Genomic DNA, 14,540 nt, shown 5'->3' on the forward strand with positions numbered 1-14,540 from the left:
GGATGACAGCTATGGCAACACATTTCCGGCAGCGCGATAGATGTCATACCACTCTTCTCGCGTCAAGCGAATATGGGCTGCTTTCACGCAATCTTTCATTCGGTCGATGTTCGTCGTGCCAATGACAGGTTGCATGTTCGCCGGGTGCCGTAGTAGCCAAGCGATGGCGATTGTCGTGTTGGACACTTCATATCTAGCTGCAATTTCATCGATTTTCTTGTTCAACTCAGGAAATTTCTCGTTCCCAAGGAAAGATCCTTCGAAAAATCCATACTGGAACGGCGACCAAGGCTGAATCGTAATATCGTGCAGCCTGCAGAAGTCGAGTACACTACCATCGCGGTTCACAGCCGAGTTGTTCTCCATATTGACGTTGAAGCCTTGCGAGATCATCGTCGCGTTCATAATGCTGAGCTGCAACTGGTTAGCAACGATTGGTTGCTTCAAAAATTTGTTTAACAGCTGGATCTGCATCGGATTTTGGTTGGAAACGCCAAAGTGGCGCACTTTACCCGTACTTTCCAGAAGATCGAACGCTTCCGCTACTTCTTCCGGCTCGACAAGCGTGTCTGGTCGATGAAGCAGCAAAACATCCAAATATTCAGTTTTTAGGCGTTTGAGAATGCCATCCACCGCATTCAAAATATGCGCTTTGGAAAAGTCGAACATGCCAGGCCGGATGCCACATTTTGATTGCAACAGGATACGCTCGCGCACGCTAGGGCTCATCTGAATCGCTTCTGCAAATACTTCCTCACATCTGCCTTTTCCATAAATATCTGCATGGTCGAAAAAGTTCGCTCCTTCTTCAAGTGCCGTTTGTACGAAGCGCTCCGCTTGCAGCTTGTCTAGTGACCCAATCCTCATACAACCGATTGCGATGACTGGTACTTTCAACTTGCTCGTGCCGAGTGGTATGGTTCTCATGTCAATCCTCCGATTCCATTTTTTCATGTGTCATTTCAAAACAATCGTTTCAACACTCCCCCCTACTGGTGCTATAAAGGACAGGTTTCGATGTTGAAATGGAGGTACAGACAAAGAAAGCAGGGCTTGTTTAAGCGGATTATCATGAGAGCTCATTGGTTTATTCAACTCGCAAGACTGAGAATCCTGCGGGTATGGAATAGCCATGAATCAGAAAAGAGAGTTCTACAACGTTAAGGATTTCAGAAAGCAAAAACAGCCGGTTTTGTAAAGCCTGAAAAGCCTGCCTATCCCTCTAAAAGAGTGACAAGCGGCTTTTATTCTCCTCCTCTATAGCGATAACCTCTCTCGTTGCTTCTATGAAAGATAATATGATTGGTGAAAGCCATTTGTCTTTATGCCATAACATCTGTGTATACACGTGCAAGTCCGGAATTTGCCATGGAAGAGCAACAAGTTCGCCCCGTTCAACTTCCGCTTTCGTTGTCATTTCAGGAAGAAAGGCAATACCGATTCCCGTAATTGCACATTGTTTAATAGCTTCGGCATTTTGAAACTCTAAATACGTAAGACTATCAATGCCCTTTTTCTCAAATTGCCGGTCAAACATGGTTCGATAGGGACAACCCTTCTCATTCGTCAGGAACACTTGTCCATGAAAATCTTCCAGATGCAGTACAGTTAGTTTCGAGAGTGGGTGGTCTGGAGCGGCGAAAAAGCGGAACGTTTCTTCTACCAACGGCTCCACTGCAAGTGCGCTCGAGCGAATGGGTTCGTCCAACATAAAGACGACATCCGCGGCTCCCTCAAAAAGCGTTTGCTTGAGTTGTTGATTTGGAACGGAGCGGAAGATGAGACGAACTCTCGGATGGCGCGAACGAAATAGGTGAAAGACAACTGGAAGCCTATAGGCGCAAAGAACTTCGTTAGCACTTACAGTTAGGGTCCCGCTTACATTTTCATTGTCATGAACAACACTGCGAGCTTCGTCCAATTTGTCTAAAACGCTTTGAATATGAGTTAAAAAGCGTTTTCCCGCAGTTGTGAGAACGAGCTGCTTGCCCAAGCGGTCAAAGAGACGAACACCAAGCTCATCCTCCAATGCTTTTATTTGCATCGTGACGTTGGAGGGGACGTAGTTCAGCACTTCCGCAGCCCGACTGAAATTTAAAGTTGATGCAACCGTGCGGAACGTAATCAGTTGGCGCAATTCCATCATACAATCCCCTTTTACTTTCAAGATTATTGAATATTACTTTGAGTTTTATTCACTTTTACTGAGACTATCACAGAACTATACTAACAACAAGAAATACAACCTTAATGTATGGTTTCATTTTGAAGGGGGAGACAATATGATGGATTATGAGATTTTTGATTTGGGTGACGTAACCTTGCAATCAGGGGTTACGTTACCGAGCGCTTTTATTGCTTATAAGACTTATGGAAGATTAAATGAAAAGACAGATAATGTCATCGTCTATCCAACCGCTTTTGGCGACCAGCATGTTCAGAATGAATGGTTGATCGGAAACGGCATGGCACTCGATCCGCAGAAATATTTCATTGTTGTTCCAAATCTGCTGGGCAACGGATTATCTTCTTCTCCCAGTAACACGCCTCCCCCATTCGACCGGGCTAATTTTCCGCAGGTAACGATCTATGACAACGTGAAACTACAGCATCGGCTGGTGACCGAAAAATTCGGCATCAAAAAGATCGCTCTCGTTGTAGGCTGGTCAATGGGAGGCATTCAAGCATTCCAATGGGGGGCAAGTTATCCCGAGATGGTTGAACGAATTGCACCTTTTGCCGGAGTTGCAAAGACATGGCCCCAAACGTATGTGGTCCTGGACGGTATGAAAGCTCCGCTCATGGCTGCGACCCGCTTCGATTCAAGTAAACTAAACCAGTTGACTTCTGCGGACATGCGCGCCGTTGGCCGTGTCTATGCAGGATGGGGTGTATCGCAGGCGTTTTACAGAAATGAACTTTATCGTGGGCTGGGATTTGACTCATTGGCAGATTTTGTGTCTGGCGTCTGGGAAGATAGCTTTATGAAAATGGATCCGCACAATGTCCTGGCCATGTTATGGACAGGACAACATGCAGATATTAGTGCAAACCCGACCTATAACGGAGATTTCGATGAGGCGCTCAAAAGCATTAAAGCACTTGCCTGCGTCATGCCAGGGAGCACGGATCTCTTCTGCTCGGCAGACGATAACGAATATGAAGCTAAGCTAATACCTCATGCTATTTTTAAACCTATCGAGTCGATCTGGGGCCATTTTGCTGGTCGCGGAATCAATAGTGCCGATAATAAATTTATTGATGACAACCTAAAACGCTTGTTGGCGCTTAGTAGAAACGAATAGATCATTATTAGCATTCGAGTGTTCTGTAAGGACCCCGGTCAGAGTATTCCACGTAACGGCGTTCCCGGTCAAGGCAACTGGTAATGTGGGAACATTTGTCTTTTGAATGAACGATCCCTTCTGATCTTACATGAGGTCACCAGAACTTTCTGGTGTTGCTGTACAAACAAGAAAAGCCCTTGTATTCAAAGGCTTTTCGAACATTTGTATGGAGCGGGTGATGGGAATCGAACCCACGCCGCAGGCTTGGGAAGCCGGAGTTCTACCATTGAACTACACCCGCATGATGTTCGTGCATTTCATTCCAACTGCTTCCAATTATATAGCTGTCTGAATTATTTGTCTAGCGTCTCCAATCAAATGGAGCCTTGCCAATCATTCAAGAAAAGACCGCCCGGGCATCATTCCCCGTTCGGTCTTCTCTGCTTGGTTTGGCATCAGGCATGCGCATAGGTTTGTTGCGAAATAATTCGCCCACTCTCCATTTTCACAACCTGATCAGCAAGATGGAAGTAGCGATCGTCGTGTGTGATCGCAATGACACATTTGCCCTGTCTCTTCATTTCTGGCAACAAGGATTCGTAAAAGAATTGACGATACTCTGGATCTTGGTCCGCTGCCCACTCATCAAAGAGGAAAATGGGCCGGTCTCTTACCAGACTGAGCATTAAGGCAAGACGTTTACGCTGACCCGTAGACAGCTTCGTCGTGCTAAATGTACCCGTTTCATCCACTTCTACTTTGTCTGCAATGCGAAGCACCTCTAAATATTTGCTCACTTCTTCTTGCTTTGCTTGGTAGTCGATGCCGTACATCTTCTCAAACAAATAGAAATCGCTGAAGATCGCGGAGAAGAATTCGCACCGTTGATCAGCATTCACTTTTTGGCCATTCATGAAAAACTCGCCCTCATCCTGCTCATACAATCCGGTAATCAGCTTGGCAAACGTTGACTTCCCGCTACCGTTCCCGCCAACAATGAAGACGATTTCCCCTTTTTGGCAGGAGAAATCCAGCGGCCCTACGGAAAACTCTTCGCCCTCCTTGTTCTTGTATCGGAAACGCACTTGTTCCGTTGAAAAAGACTCAAAATCTTGCGTGTTCCGCTCAGCCAAGCTTTCCTCTTCTCTTCTCGTTTCCACTGATAACGAATCAAGCAACGCATTCAATCGCTGCCAGCTGATCTTGATGCGAATGAGCTCCGGTACTGCATTCAAAATACCGTGAACGGGTCCTGTCATATACAAAAAGACAAACACATAACTAATCAGCATCTCTTTTTGAAGCGAAGGGAATAGAACCGGGAATAAAAAGGCAACTGTGCCGATTACCACAACGAAAAGCAATTCCCCAATCAAATACACGTTCACAAACTTAAATTGGCCCGCTGATTTCTTATGTCGGTAGTCAGAGCAGCTTCTTTCCATGTCTGCTTCGAATTCTTTTCGTTGCGACTGCGTCAGATACAGCTCCTTGAAGCCTCCGATCATATCGGTAATATAGGAGAAAAACACATTTTGGATGTCTCTGGTTTCCTCCCATACTTTATTTGCAAAGCGACCTGCCAGCGTGTACAAACCTACAGCCACAAAAATGACAGCCAGACAAAACAAAAATCCGTATAGATCCAGGGATCCCAGATAAATAAAGCAAAACACAAGTGTAACCGCACTCGTCAGTGCCACAACGACACTATTGGCAAAGGTACTGATGGTTTCCGTATCGTTATTTAACCCCGCATATATTTCACCGTTATCAAGTGTCTCGTACTTTTGATAAGGGGTCCGAAAAATCTTGCGGATCAGTTCCATTCTTTTTTCGTATACGATTTCATTTGTGATCACGATCAGTCGGCTCCGCATCATTTTCTCCCCGACGATATACAACAAGATACCCAGGAGAAAATACAGGAAAATCGCTGCATGAAACTTGTTTGTAGAAGTGAGCGCCAGATTGATCATAAAAATGATCAGCGCATTCCCAAATCCGCTGATAAGCCCCTGGATGACAATAGACGTCATGGATGTTTCTTGCGATTTCGGGAACAAGCGGATGAGCGTGATGTAGACATTAAACAGAGCGAGTCCTGTCACCAATGCGTACATGGCGTAAAAAATGGTGATGGGAAGCCAGACCTCGATGAACGGCCATGGTAAGCCCATAAAAAATACATCCGGCAAATAGTATAAGGCGGCGGTCAAAACACTGCCCATGACAACAAATGCAACGAAGGATGCAAAACAGATTCGCCCCGCATTCACGGCGAGTTTGCGTTCACCTCGATAGACTTGCACGAAAATCTGCACGATTCCCCCACCAAGTAGCAACAAGAGGATCCCAAGGATTACGAGAGAAATGCTCGCCAGTCGATCCGCTTGAAGATTGGTGTCAGACACGACTACGGGAGGTTCTTCGCCGAGTACGAGATTGACGGCCCCTTCTGCGATAACAGATGCGTTCAACGAGTTGATATTGGTCAAAACGACGGCGCCCAGCTTTTCTTCTGGACGAAATACCATGTACGAAGAAAATGCAGGGTTGTTGCCACCGTGCGAAATTTGCCCTCCACCATCCTGATAAATCATCCAGCCTGACGCATACGAGAAACCGTCTGCAGCAGGGGCTACCGAACGATCAGGAAGATGGGAAGCACTCACCAGCTCGGAACGAAACGCAGATACCTCCATCCCCAACTGAAGCTGCAACCATCGCTCCATATCGTTTAAATTGGAAACGACATAACCGGCTGGCGTATTTCCGCGATATTCCGGCGCATCGTACACTTTCGGGGAAAAGAACTCGATTTTGTGCCCTCTTGCCATCTCCTCAGCGGGTGCCTGTGCCTTCAAAAAGGTATGGGTTAGTCCCAATTTGGCAATGACTTGTTGCTGCACATACTGCTCATAGGTCTCTCCGGTGACTTTTTCAACCACATAGCCCAGGATATCGTAGTTAATTGTCGCGTATTCATACTCGGTCCCCGGCTTGCGGACCAGTTCAGTATGATTGATCGCTCGCACAGTTTCTTCAATTGCATTTTCGCTGGAAGAAATAGGGATGGCGCCAATGCTTTCAAACGGAATCCCGCTGGTATGGTAAAGCAAATGCTTAATCAGGATCGTTTCCTGCTGTCCCTTATAGGTAACACCAAACCACGGGATATAGTTCTGAACCGGGTCGTCCAGTGAAAGTCGTTTTTGCTCGACAAGCTGATGAACGGCTAGCGCCGTAAAGGCTTTGGAGTTCGATCCGATTTCAAACAATGTATCAGCAGTTACTGGCTCTTGCTTCTGGATGTCAGAGTAGCCAAACGATTGCTTGTAAATGGTTTTCCCCTCTTTGACGACCACTACGGCTGCACCCGGGATTTTCTCCGACTCCATCGTTTTATTGACCAGCTGTTCAATTGCCGTTGCGATTTCCGAATCCTGTTGTACGCTCGTTTCGGCGTACACGGGCATACTGCCGGATAGTACGAGAACCAGACACATCAGCAAGAACGTCAGTTTTCGTCTCGACTCATCTATGATCTTTTGCAGATTGATCCACTCCTTTTTAGGCACTGCGTCTGTGGGAAAGACCGCAACCGCAAGTAAACGAGTACGTGATGTAAATTAGGATTGGATAGAAACCGTGGCGAATCAAACTCGCCACGGTTTCTTATTAGGCATCGCACATATACACGGGTTTCGAGTAGAGGCGCAAGGTTTCTCTCCATTTTTTAACCAATCGCTCCCACTGTTCTTGCTCGATTTGCTCTTGTTTCAATAGGCTAATCGGGATACACAAGTTTAATAGACGCCCGTCTATTTCAAAACGGGTAACACCCGCAGGCAAAACATGCCCTTCCGATACGATACGCTCTAATTCCGACAAACTGATTGGCGGGAACCGTATCAAGGCTGCTCCTGCCTCCGGACATTCGAGCATCCCTGTGGGCAGACGATGCACCGGGTGGCTATAGTTGTAACTGTCCACTAATTGACGCCATAGTGTCATTCGCCACTCATCATCCTGCCGCTTCTCATTTGGATAAAGGTAGAATCGCTCCTTGTTCCCTATCATCATTTCTGCCACAGGTGTTTCTCGTAAACGCTCTGTTTCCCATCGAAACACAGAATCTTGCTCCACTGATTGCAACCATGCAGCGACTGGCACAATATGATCCCACATATCCAAGTGAAAATCCTCATGTTCCACTAACTGTACGGGGATATGTTTGCACCCAAGCGCTTGAAGAGCAAAGGTCCGATGTGCACCATCAATGATCAAATACTGGCCGTTTTGCATGAGAATCGCCAGTGGAGGATGGCGCAAAATCCCTTCCTCCTCAATGATCTGTCTGGTCTTGTGTAGTCGCTTGTTTTCATGTGACTCGTGCAAACAAATACGAGATGACTCTACCAGTTTTAGATTTGCTAGCACATCGTACAAAATGGTAACCTCCAGTTAGTCTTGCAAGTGAGTTCCGATCCCCTGCGAGAGTGCTTGTTTGTAATAGTAGGCAGCAATGGCGATATCAAAAATCGCCATCCCCATCGGATTAAACATGATGGGCTCATCTTGCGGAAATTCTTTCATCTGGTCAAGGCAGACGATATCTGTGATGGATTTGGTATCTTCTTTTTGCAATCCTCTCTCCAGATGCATGATCTCGATGTCCGTGTTCTCACGGCAAACTTCAGTCCAGTCATCTACGATAATGGAGCGGGTATAGTCAAGAATTTTTGGTGTAAAATCGCGTAACGACACATTTAACAACAAAGAATGACGTTTGGGTTGCTTGTCAATAAAACCATGCGGTGACACGGTGCACGTAATAAACACATCTGCTTCGCAGTATGCTTCTTCCCACGTTTGCGCGATAACCGTTTTCTCTTTTATCTCAGCTGGAATATGCTCCTGCTGGATACCCGCAATGTCATAGAGAACCACCTTGTCGATCTTCTCTCCTAACAAGGCCGTGACCATTTGCAGATGAAGTCTGCCAATCGGACCAAATCCGATTATTCCGACCGTTACATTTTGCAGGGGACGTACTTGTTCGTAATGCTTGAGGAGAAGACCGGAAACAGAAGCAGTTCGAATGCCGCTGACCAGAGCGGTATTAATCGTTGCCACAGGCTTACCCGTTCTGGCTTCGTTCAGGATGGTAATCGAATGCGCGCGTTGGATACCCTCTTGGAGGTTTTTCGGGAAACTGGCAATCCACTTGATTCCCGCCATATAAGTATCTCCGCCTACAAATGCTGGCATGGCAATAATGCGGTTTGACATGTCATGATATCGCAAGTAAGGTTTAATCGGCTGTGCATAATCTTCCTTATATAAGGAATTCACGGCATGTTCAATGACATCAATGGTTTCTTTCCAATTCTTGCCGACCTTTTCAATATCACTCGTGTTTAGATATAACATCGTACATTCCACCCTGCTTATCGTAGTAGATTTATTGGACACTGCTTAATTGCCGACGAAAGAATGCTTTTGCTGATGCAACCACTGGACCCATTCCTGGTTGTATACGGTATTGACATATGGCATGCCACCGTCTGGGCATAAAAAGACGACATTAGGCTTGACTGCATGCTTTTGATCTTTGAAATAATTTTTAATCGCCCAGTAGGAAGTCCCAGAAGATCCTCCAGCAAAAATGCCATGCTCCGTATACAGCTGATAGCACGCCTCGACTGTGTCCTCCTCCGAAACATGAACGACCTCATCAATAATCGCGCCCTTGAGTATGTCAGGTCGCATGCTCGATCCAATTCCAGGGATGTAACGTTTTTGTGGCTCTTGTCCAAAAATCACTGATCCTACCGTGTCGACAGCAATGATCTTTATGTTCGGAAAACGTTCCTTCAATCGTTGCGAGATTCCCGTAATCGTGCCGCCAGAGCTAACGCCGATAAACGCATAGTCCAATGTCTCGAAGCTGTCTGCGATCTCGGCTCCCAGTCCGAAGTAATGGGCTCGAGCGCTATCCGGATTTCCATACTGGTTGGTCCAAAACGAGTTCTTCGTCTCATTAAGCAAACGATTGACCGTTTGGATGCGCGTTAGGAGAAATCCTCCTGTCTCGTCACGGTCCGTTACTTTTACGACCTCATGGGAAAACGCCCTGAGCAAATTCTCATATACAGGATTAATATTGGGGTCAATGACTGGAATAAATTTAATTCCGATTCGCTTGCATAAAGTCGCCAAAGCGATCGCAAAATTTCCCGAAGAAGACTCGACTACGGTAGTATCCGGCGTAATCTCTCCTCTTTTGATCGCCTCCTGTAATATGTAAAAGGCCGGCCTCACTTTTACACTTCCCATGAGGTTGTTGTACTCCAGCTTGCAAAACAGATTGATGTGCTCATGCTCAAGTTTGATTAAAGGCGTATTGCCAATCATGTGACTTATGGCCATCATTTTCGTTAGCATGTTGAGCCCTCTCTCCCGTTTTTTCCCGTCTTCGTCCAATCGGCTGAATCTATCTTGGTCCCTTGAATCAAGCGGATTTTGCATCCATTTTTTGCTGGATGTAACCTGCCAACATTTTCATATCTTGAAAGTTTTCTAAATGGAGCATGTCATCATCGAATTCAATCCCAAACTCTTTTTCAACCTTTACAACCGACTTGATAAAGGTTAGTGAATCAATGTACTCCGTAAGTTCTCCGCTTTCGTTCACGTACTCAGAAAACAACTGCAGGAGCGTCTCGTATACTTCGTTTTCCTTTTCCATATGAGTCCCTCCATGTGGTAAATGCTTACACAACAACGTCAACCCGTTCCAGCACTTCTCTTGTTTTGGTGACTGCCTCGAATTCCTGCGTTTTAATGCTGCTGATTTTTTGCAGAACGCGATGAACCATATCACTGCGATTACTGTCAAAAGCCTTGAGAATCATATTGGTCGTAATTTTCCATTGATGTCCGATACTGCGATACAGCTCGGCAAGATTTGCAAAGTTTTCGTACTTCTCACTGATCGCTTGCAGCACATTGGCATACATCGCTCGTGTTTGTGCCATGCTGATCAAGCTGTGGTTAAGGATATCGAGATGATCGTCTGTAATCTCCACTCCGCTAGCGAGAAAAGCCTCTACATCTTTGAGAAAAGGATCAAGGGATTTCAGCCCTACCTCGATGTTGACATCGTCGGGCACATCCAACTCCCGCTTGATGTGACTTATGTCGCACCGTCCCTCTAGTACGCTGAGATTGCTCCTGACCGCTTCTAGTAACTGATCAGGCGTCGGATGCTGGGAATCTGAAAGTACCAATTCAAATGAACGATTGTGGAGTGGATACCATTCACCTGTACCTGCATCCCGATAGGAAGAGTTACTCGCCTGTAAAAATTGCTCGATGGACAACAGACCTTTGTAGCGGTAGTAATCATCGACGATCAGCAGCTGGTTACCTTCTCTTCCGGTGACAATGATGCTATGCATTTCAGGCAGGTCCTGATAATAAGGGTTGTACGGGAGTTCTGCCATGTTGCAGAGGACGATTGTCGGTACCTCCCGTTCCAGACGTTCTTGTATATTTGCCAAAAACAAGTCGTCTTCTGGTTCAGCCCGTCCTTCTACGCGGATATTGTGTATCCACATAAGCTCACTGACTGTTCTCATGTATTGACCGTTTACATCTCCATAAGGAGAATCCTGCGTTTTAAGATAGATGGCACCGCACTGCTTCCAAGCTGTTTCCAAGGCGGAAAAATTCAGGTATTTCAGAACCGTGAAGATAGAAGCGCCGATGCAATCCAGGTTCGGATGCTTGCTCGGTTGAATCTCGGCGAGTGACATGAGCACTCTCCTCCCTGTCTATCGTAATGGTAAACACATGCGACTAGCGGATATCCGAATCACGTTCACGCAAGGCGAATACTTGTTGCAGAAATTGACGAGTGAGAGAACTCAACTTGTCGGCAGCAGCTTCCACATCAGATCGCTTCAACATTTTTTCTTTGTATAAGCTAAGGGCATAGCGATTCACCGCGTTATTCGATGTCTGTAAAATCTCCTCTGCCAATTCTCGTACAGACTGATCTGCGTGTGGAATGTACCAGTCCAATAATGTTTCCACGCACAGTTCTTTTCCGCCTAATTGAACGTAGAGCTCGTTTAAATTGGCTTCATGAAAATAGGTGTCTGGCTGCTCCGTAAGCGATAACAACAGCGTAAGCTCACGGCCAGATTGTTGTTTACTCTCGACCGCTTTTAGTAAACGCAGCAATTCCTGCTCTGCGCTCGCACGCAAGCTTGCCTCGTCATCTGAAATGCGATCGAGCACCATGATCAGCCGAGAATGCGGCTCAATATTTGCATAAATCTCCTCAAGCGTTTGATAGGTTGTGGAGAATTTATCGTACTGGATTCGCTGAGCTTGCCCGCGAGTCAAATGATTGTGATTGATGATTGTATAGACCTGCTTTTCATGGTCATAGCCAGTGATGACGGTGAGATGATCGGTATGTTCCTTCTGGTATTGCGGTGTGTAAAAGGTGTAGTACTCGTCAAATGCAACCATTACTGGCTTGCCTTGATCCAATTGGCGAATGATCGACTCATGCAATTCATCCAGACGAGCGACAGGTACGAGTTTGACCCGATAGCCAAATTTGTAAAGCATCTCCTCATCCGACAAATATCCCATAACCTCAGCATGTTCCCGATACGAATAGGGGTACCCCTCGGCATCAAGCTGATAGCCGCGCTTCAACCCGAGAAAAAGCTTAAAATACGGAATCAGATGGGCATCCTGCTCCTCCATTAATAAAGCGAGACCGCGATCATAACAATTCCATTGACGCCAGGATAAATGACTGACATCAGCATACGAGCTGCGCTTGATTTGCGTACCATGCGATGATTTTGTGTTTCGTTGTTGAACAGTTTGGACGGCAGTAGCAGCTGCCTCTGCTTTCGCAACCTGTTCAACCTCATGCCCAGCCGCATCAAGATAGGCAGCAAAGTCGGAAATCGTCAAATGGGTAAGCAGGTCTTGTACTTCTACTTCTCGGTTCATCCGCTTGGAAATTTCGCTGACCATTTTAATCGCAATGATCGAGTCCCCGCCCAGCTCGTAAAAATTGTCATGGACATCTACTTCTTCAAGCCCCAGGACATATCCCCAAATGCGAGCCAGCTCTTGCTCTAAAGCGGTGTAGGTATCATGTTTTCTCCCACGTACCACCACGTTTGGCAGCTTCACTTCACCAGATTTTTGCGGTGCAACCTTGTCATTTTCTCTCCCGGCATCCTTGCCAAGAGCAAGAGAATGAAGAGAAGAAATGTCCAGCCAACAACGTTTACGCTCAAACGGATAAACAGGGAGGTGCACGCGCCGCGGCTTTTTAAACGTATACATGGCACTCCAGCGTACATCTGCCCCGCTCACATACAATTCGCCGAGCTCTTTCAGATCAGACAACTCTTTGCTTTGCGCCAATAAAAGCTTTTGCAAAAGAGAATCAGCAGCCTTATTCATCGCTTGTTGTTCTGCCTCAGTCAGAATCCCTGGTTCTCTATCAGCTTTTTCCTGCGAAATAACCTTGTGCCAGCCGAAGAAAATATCCGGGTCAGAAAGTGTTGTCCAGTCGCTCGCACACAGCTTGGAGATTTTTGCGGCAAAATCGTCCATGTCCTTGCAAATCAGCAGCAAACGGTAGCCGTAGTGACTACGGCCCGTATTTGCCGTAAAGCTGAGACTTTCCAATGTCGGCAGTTCCTCCACAGGCTTGCTGGTCCACTTCTGAAAGCGGAGCAACAGGTCGAGCAAGCTCTCCTTGCTTTTAGCTGATAAAGCGATAGTCTGAATCCCTTCGTCTTGCTTTGGGGGCTGTATGGATGGCGCTTCCTCAACAACCAGATGCACATTCGTTCCACTCATCCCAAAGGAACTGATTCCTGCCCGGCGTACACTTTGTTCTGGTTCCCAATCTGTCAATGTGTCATGGATGTAAATGGGAGATTGCTCAAAAGGAATCATCCGATTCGCCCGCTGGAAGTGCAAATGCGGAGGTATCTGCTTTTGTTTAAGAGACAGGATTACCTTGAAAAGACCAGCCATGCCCGCTACATGGTCGGTGTGACCGATGTTCGTCTTTACGGAGCCGATCCCACAAAATTGGCGTCGGCTTGTGTATGGGCGAAACGCTCTCTCTAGGCCGTCCATCTCCATCGGATCACCCAGCTTGGTACCTATGCTGTGCACCTCGATATAGGAAAGGGTTTGGGGATCAATCTGCGCATCTTTCCATGCCTGCTGGATCACTTCGGCTTGTGCCAGTGAATTTGGCGCCGTAAGACCAAAAGAATGACCGTCTTGATTGGCCGCGCTTCCCTTGATCACCGCATAAATCGAATCGCCGTCTGCAAGAGCTTTTGCCAACGGCTTCAGCAAAACGGCGCCAACACCTTCACCGACACCTGTACCGTCTGAATCATTGTCAAAAGGGCGAGTACGACCAGATTGAGATAAAATCCCCAAATCATTGCTTCCATCTTGTAAAGACAGCAGGATGAGCTTGACACCGCCAGCAAGCGCCATCTCACATTCTCCTCGACGAATCGCCTGGCATGCCAGATGAACAGCCATCAGCGAAGAGGAGCAGGAAGTATCCACAAGCATGCTCGGACCTTTGAGATCCAACAGGTAGGAGATGCGAGAAGCGATCACCGATTTCATATTGCCAATGATTGAGGTGGACAGCGCATCTGGTTCCAGCTCTCGAATCATTCGTCTATACTCTTCACCAAAATCACTGCTAAACCCCAGATATACACCCGTACGGCTGCCTGCGAGCATCGTTCCACCATATCCAGCGTCCTCAATCGCCTCCCAGCATGTCAGCAAAAATAAGCGTTGATTTGGGTCCATCTGACTGGCTTCCTTCGGAGAAAGACCGAAAAATTGCGGATCGAATTTATCAATTTCATTCAGGTAGGCAGCTTCTCGAAATTGAATTTGCTCCATCGTCATACCTTTGGCGAGTAACAATGGAATCAAATCGTTCTGGCGCTCTTTGGGAAGCTCACGCACGCAATCTTGACCAGCTTGCAACAGACGCCAAAATTCTGCCGGGTTTTCTGCGCTTCCGAATCGGCAAGCAGCACCAATCACCGCGATATCGTGTTGATTGGGTTTGCTGTCTGTTGAATGAGCATCCGTCTGCTGTTTATTCAGTTTGATTCGGTTCAGTCCTAATGGCTTGCTCACTGCATTCTTCCTCCT

Annotated in this window: 10 protein-coding genes and 1 tRNA gene; 1 reads left to right on the forward strand and 10 read right to left on the reverse strand. The window is 46.7% G+C overall.

Annotated elements, in window-relative coordinates; genetic code table 11:
- Positions 1 to 9 precede the first annotated feature (9 nt).
- Positions 10 to 927, reverse strand: coding sequence for an aldo/keto reductase (locus HP567_RS19000; protein ID WP_173607807.1), 918 nt, complete (start codon positions 925 to 927; stop codon positions 10 to 12).
- 295 nt (positions 928 to 1,222) lie between these two features.
- Positions 1,223 to 2,143 (reverse strand): LysR family transcriptional regulator, encoded by a 921-nt coding sequence (locus HP567_RS19005; protein ID WP_173608363.1) that lies wholly within the window; start codon positions 2,141 to 2,143, stop codon positions 1,223 to 1,225.
- A 142-nt stretch (positions 2,144 to 2,285) separates the two neighbouring features.
- Here HP567_RS19005 and HP567_RS19010 point away from each other — a divergent pair, with 142 nt between their 5' ends.
- On the forward strand, positions 2,286 to 3,305 hold the full coding sequence (locus HP567_RS19010) for an alpha/beta fold hydrolase (RefSeq protein WP_173608364.1): 1,020 nt from the start codon (positions 2,286 to 2,288) through the stop codon (positions 3,303 to 3,305).
- Positions 3,306 to 3,514: 209 nt separating this feature from the next.
- Here the strand turns inward: HP567_RS19010 and HP567_RS19015 are convergent.
- The 8 genes from HP567_RS19015 to edeG all read right to left on the reverse strand — a co-directional run bounded on the left by HP567_RS19015 (position 3,515) and on the right by edeG (position 14,525).
- Positions 3,515 to 3,588, reverse strand: a tRNA-Gly gene (locus HP567_RS19015).
- Between the two features lie 154 nt (positions 3,589 to 3,742).
- Positions 3,743 to 6,802 carry a cyclic peptide edeine export ABC transporter EdeA gene (edeA, locus tag HP567_RS19020; protein ID WP_173608365.1) on the reverse strand — a complete coding sequence of 1,020 codons (3,060 nt, stop codon included), beginning with the start codon at positions 6,800 to 6,802 and terminating at the stop codon, positions 3,743 to 3,745.
- 166 nt (positions 6,803 to 6,968) lie between these two features.
- Complete coding sequence (locus HP567_RS19025) at positions 6,969 to 7,730, reverse strand: ParB N-terminal domain-containing protein (RefSeq protein ID WP_229088228.1); 762 nt, start codon at positions 7,728 to 7,730, stop codon at positions 6,969 to 6,971.
- 24 nt (positions 7,731 to 7,754) lie between these two features.
- Complete coding sequence (sbnB, locus tag HP567_RS19030; RefSeq protein ID WP_173607809.1) at positions 7,755 to 8,723, reverse strand: 2,3-diaminopropionate biosynthesis protein SbnB; 969 nt, start codon at positions 8,721 to 8,723, stop codon at positions 7,755 to 7,757.
- 45 nt (positions 8,724 to 8,768) lie between these two features.
- A complete protein-coding gene (sbnA, locus tag HP567_RS19035) occupies positions 8,769 to 9,737 on the reverse strand; it encodes a 2,3-diaminopropionate biosynthesis protein SbnA (protein WP_173607810.1) in 969 nt (322 codons plus the stop codon).
- Positions 9,738 to 9,804: 67 nt separating this feature from the next.
- Positions 9,805 to 10,041, reverse strand: a complete 237-nt coding sequence (locus HP567_RS19040) for a phosphopantetheine-binding protein (protein WP_047067460.1) — start codon at positions 10,039 to 10,041, stop codon at positions 9,805 to 9,807.
- Between the two features lie 25 nt (positions 10,042 to 10,066).
- Positions 10,067 to 11,110: a BtrH N-terminal domain-containing protein gene (locus HP567_RS19045; protein ID WP_173607811.1), complete on the reverse strand. Its 1,044-nt coding sequence runs from the start codon at positions 11,108 to 11,110 to the stop codon at positions 10,067 to 10,069.
- Positions 11,111 to 11,153: 43 nt separating this feature from the next.
- Positions 11,154 to 14,525: an edeine polyketide synthase EdeG gene (gene edeG, locus HP567_RS19050; protein WP_173607812.1), complete on the reverse strand. Its 3,372-nt coding sequence runs from the start codon at positions 14,523 to 14,525 to the stop codon at positions 11,154 to 11,156.
- Positions 14,526 to 14,540 lie beyond the last annotated feature (15 nt).

This window comes from Brevibacillus sp. M2.1A, assembly GCF_013284355.2.
Taxonomy (GTDB): domain Bacteria; phylum Bacillota; class Bacilli; order Brevibacillales; family Brevibacillaceae; genus Brevibacillus.